Raw genomic sequence first — 4,159 nt, forward strand, 5'->3', positions numbered from 1 at the left:
GTCGAGCACGACGGCGAGCCCGCTGCGCCGCCCGGCGGGCACCCGCACGATGTCCCCGGTCCGCAGCCGGGCGAGCGCCGCCGCGGATTCGGCCCGCCGGCGCGCGGAACCCTCCCGCGACAGCGCGGCCTCCCGCTCGGCGATCTCCCGGCGCAACCGGTCGTACTCGCCGATGTCACCCTTGTCGCAGCTCAACGCCTCGCGCTTCGCGTCGATCGCCTCGGTGTTGCGCTGCACCGCCCGGGCCAGGCCCACCACGGCCCGGTCGGCCTGGAACTGCGCGAACGACGACTCCAGCACGGTACGTGCCCGCTCCCGCCCGAGCCTGCCGACCAGGTTGACGGCCATGTTGTACGACGGCCGGAACGACGAGCGCAGCGGATAGGTCCGCGTGGAGGCCAGCCCCGCGAGCGCGAGCGGGTCCAGCCCCGGCTGCCACAGGACGACCGCGTGGCCCTCCACGTCGATGCCGCGCCGCCCGGCGCGGCCCGTCAGCTGGGTGTACTCCCCTGGGGTGATGTTCACGCGGCTCTCGCCGTTGAACTTCGTCAGCCGCTCCAGCACGACCGTGCGGGCGGGCATGTTGATGCCGAGTGCCAGGGTCTCCGTGGCGAAAACCACCCGGACCAGCCCCTGGACGAACAGCTCCTCGACGATCTCCTTGAAGGTTGGCAGCATGCCGGCGTGGTGGGAGGCGATGCCGCGTTCCAGCCCCTCCAGCCACGCCCAGTAGTCGAGCACGGCGAGGTCGGTCTCGGGGATCCCGGCGGTGCGTTCCCGGACCAGGGTCCGGATCCGCTGCTGCTCCGCGGGGCCGACGAGCCGCAGACCCGCACGCACGCAGGAGGTGACCGCCGCATCGCAGCCGGCCCGGCTGAACACGAAGACGATCGCGGGGAGCAGGCCGTCGCGGTCGAGCCGTTCGACGACCTCCGGCCGGCCCGGCACCCACGTCCGCCGGCGCGCGCCGGCCGCCCCCCGGCCGCGGCCGACCGTGGGATAGCCCCCCGACAGCGCCCGGCTCTCCTCGCGGGCCAGCCGCAGCAGGTCCGGGTTCACCACTCGTCCACCGACCGCCGTCGGACCACCACGGGCCGCGGGGAAGTCTGCCACGAGCGCCCGGCCGGCACCCCCATTGCGACCACGGTCGCCACCGCGACCCCTCTGGGTGTCCCGGCCCCGTTCGCCGTTACGGTTACCGCCCCGGTCCCGCCCGCCGGGCCGCTCCCGCTCCCGCCCGCGGTCCCGATCGCCGCGGTCCCGATCGCCGATGGTGGCGCGCCGGGTGCCGGCTACCTCGAATCCGGCCTCGACCCCGGCGTTCCCGGCCTCGACCCCGGCGCTCCACCTCGACCGGGCGAGATCATCGTCCAGGACGGCACGAAGTGCCGCGGGTCCGCCCGGCGGCGGGGTGCCAGGAGTGTCCTCGAGGAACAGGTCGTACAGGGTGCGGTCAGCGAGCACATGCTGCCACAGCGGAACGGGGCGATGATCGCTGACGATGACCCGGGTGTGGCCGCGCACCGTGACCAGCCACTCGGCGAACTCCTCGGCGTTACTCACCGTCGCGGACAGGGAAACCAGCCGGACCTGCGCCGGCAGATGGATGATGACCTCCTCCCACACGGCGCCGCGCTGGCGGTCGGCGAGGTAATGCACCTCGTCCATGACGACGTAGCCGAGGTCGTCCAGCCGGCCGTTGTCGGCCGGGCCGGCGTAGAGCATGTTGCGCAGGACCTCGGTGGTCATCACCACGATCGGGGCGTCGCCGTTGCGGGAGGTGTCCCCGGTCAGCAGGCCGACCGAGGCGGCGCCGTAGCGGGAGACGAGATCGGCGTACTTCTGGTTCGACAGCGCCTTGATCGGCGTCGTGTAGAAGCAACGCGTCCCGGTGCGCAGGGCGAGATGGGCGGCGAACTCGCCGACGACCGTCTTACCCGCTCCCGTCGGGGCCGCGACGAGCACCCCTTCACCGGCCGCCAGCGCCGCAACCGCCTCGAACTGGAACGGGTCGAGCCCGAAGGGGAGGCCAGCGGCGAACTCCACAAGAATCTCGGGCGTGGAGGACACATCAGCCACCCTACGGGACGCGACGGCCGGCAGCCGACCGGTTTACGCCGGTCCCGACCGGCCGGGGAGGAACCGACGATCATCAGGTGATGTCGCCGTAGGCCCGTCAGGTGATGTCGCCGTGGGTGACGTCGGTACCCGAGAAGCCCGGGGCGACGGGGGCCGTCCCCGCGCCGACGGGTGTCGACGACCCGGTGCCGGCCGGGTCCGCCGTGCCGGGCGACGTGGCCGTCGCCGCGGGGCCCGCGGAGGCCGCCGAGCGGGGCGGGGCGTCGTCGAAGTCCAGCGGGGAGGTCTCGTCGTCGTCCAGGTCGGTGTACGGGGAGGTGTCCCCGCGGCGGGCCACCCGCCGGTCGTTAAGCCAGCCGATGATCAGTGCGACCTCGTAGAGGACCACCATGGGCAGGCCCAGCGCGAGCATGGTGAACGGGTCCTGGCTGGGGGTGACGATCGCAGCGAACACGAACACCAGGAAGATCTCGGCCCGCCGCCAGGACCGCAACTTGGCGGTGCTGATGATCCCGGCCAGATTCAGCATCGTGACGAGCAGCGGAACCTCGAATGACAGTCCGAAGATCAGCAGCATCGCCTGGACGTAGCTGAGGTACCGGTTGCCGTCCAGGACGCTGACCAGCCCGTTGCCGCCGAAGCCGAGCAGCAGACCCAGCCCGGTCGACAACGTCAGGTAGGCGAAGACCCCGCCGGTGGCGAACAGGGCGAGGGAGACGCCGACAAAGGTCAGCGACCAGCGCCGCTCGTGACGGTGCAGACCAGGGGTGATGAAGGACCAGAGCTGATACAGCCACACCGGCGAGGAGACCACCGCCGCGGCGATCATAGAGATCTTCAGGCGGATGGTGAACGCGTCGAGGATGCCGAAGAAGTACAGGGTGCAGTCGTCCGCTGCCAGGCCATCCGGGCTGAACCGCTTGCTCGCCGGCAGGTCGCAGTACGGCGCCTTGAGCCAGTCGAAGATGCGCGGCTCGAAGATGAAACAGACGACACTGGCGACCGCGAACGCGAGGAGCGCGATGGCGACGCGGTTGCGCAGCTCACGCAGATGCTCGGTGAGCGGCATGCGACTGTCCTCGACAGTACGCGTGCGGCGGTGGTTCACCGATGCGACGAGCCTTCGCGGCGTGGGCAACCCTGGCACGTCGGCGGCTCCTGGTCGAGAGGAAGGAGGAAGGGGCGCCGGCGGACGCCCGACAGGCCGTGGGACCGCCGTGAGGTCAGCCCCGGTCGGCGGCCGAGGCGGTGCCGTTCACGGACGCGGTGGCATTCACGGACGAGGCGGGGGCCTGACCGGGCGCGGCGGCCTGCGGCTGGGCCACCGGCGGCCGGGCCTCGATCGACAACGGGGCCGGCTGCGCCGCGGGCGCGGGCTGGTCATCCTCGCGCAGGCCCTTTGTCTCGGCCTTGAAGATGCGCAGCGAACGACCGAAGGAACGCGCGGCGTCAGGAAGCTTCTTCGACCCGAACAGCACCAGAACGACGAGGGCGATGATGATGATTTCGGTGGTGCCCAGATTTGGCATGGTCGGCGTCCTCCGATGAGCGCGGTACCGGGCCCGGTCCGACGACCGGTGCGATCGATGCTACGTCCGCCAGCCTAAGAGGGGATAGACGGCGTGCGGGTATCCCGGAGATGACGGATGCGCAACGAAGCCAACCTGCACGATAGCTCGTAGCACTCGGCGGGCAAAGCGTGTCCACAACGACACCAGAAACCCCAAATCATCACCGATCGCTACCTCGTCAAGCCGGAAGTCCTGGATTGTGGCAACACAAGACCATATGGCACGATCGACGTCACGCGACGGTCACTCCCGGCGGATCACACGGGGACCACGGATCCGGTCAAGCGGATCCGGTCAGGACGTGCGTTCGGCGAGCCGCGCGCTGACCTCGACGTGGTCGAGCCGCGCCGCGAGCGCCGCGGTGTCCGAGGCCAGGGCCGAGACCCGCGCGGACAGCTCCGTCGTGGCGGCCCGCACCGCGCGCATCTTCTGCCACACCCGCCACGCACTGAGCGCCAGCAGGGCGAGCGCGCCGACGATGAGGACGAGGTAGAGGAGCGCCCAGAGCA

4 protein-coding genes are annotated in these 4,159 nt (G+C 71.1%); all 4 read right to left on the reverse strand.

Features of this window, described 5'->3' with window-relative positions:
- Positions 1-2,070 (reverse strand): DEAD/DEAH box helicase (locus tag ACY45C_RS12060; RefSeq protein ID WP_462187710.1); only part of this gene is annotated, 2,070 nt, incomplete at its 3' end.
- A 106-nt stretch (positions 2,071-2,176) separates the two neighbouring features.
- Positions 2,177-3,226 carry a twin-arginine translocase subunit TatC gene (gene tatC / locus ACY45C_RS12065; RefSeq protein WP_462187711.1) on the reverse strand — a complete coding sequence of 350 codons (1,050 nt, stop codon included), beginning with the start codon at positions 3,224-3,226 and terminating at the stop codon, positions 2,177-2,179.
- Positions 3,227-3,302: 76 nt separating this feature from the next.
- Positions 3,303-3,608, reverse strand: a complete 306-nt coding sequence (gene tatA / locus ACY45C_RS12070) for a Sec-independent protein translocase subunit TatA (RefSeq protein ID WP_462187712.1) — start codon at positions 3,606-3,608, stop codon at positions 3,303-3,305.
- A gap of 336 nt (positions 3,609-3,944) precedes the next feature.
- A partial coding sequence (locus ACY45C_RS12075; protein WP_462187713.1) for a hypothetical protein occupies positions 3,945-4,159 on the reverse strand: 215 nt, incomplete at its 5' end.

It is taken from the genome of Frankia sp. CcWB2, from assembly GCF_977927585.1.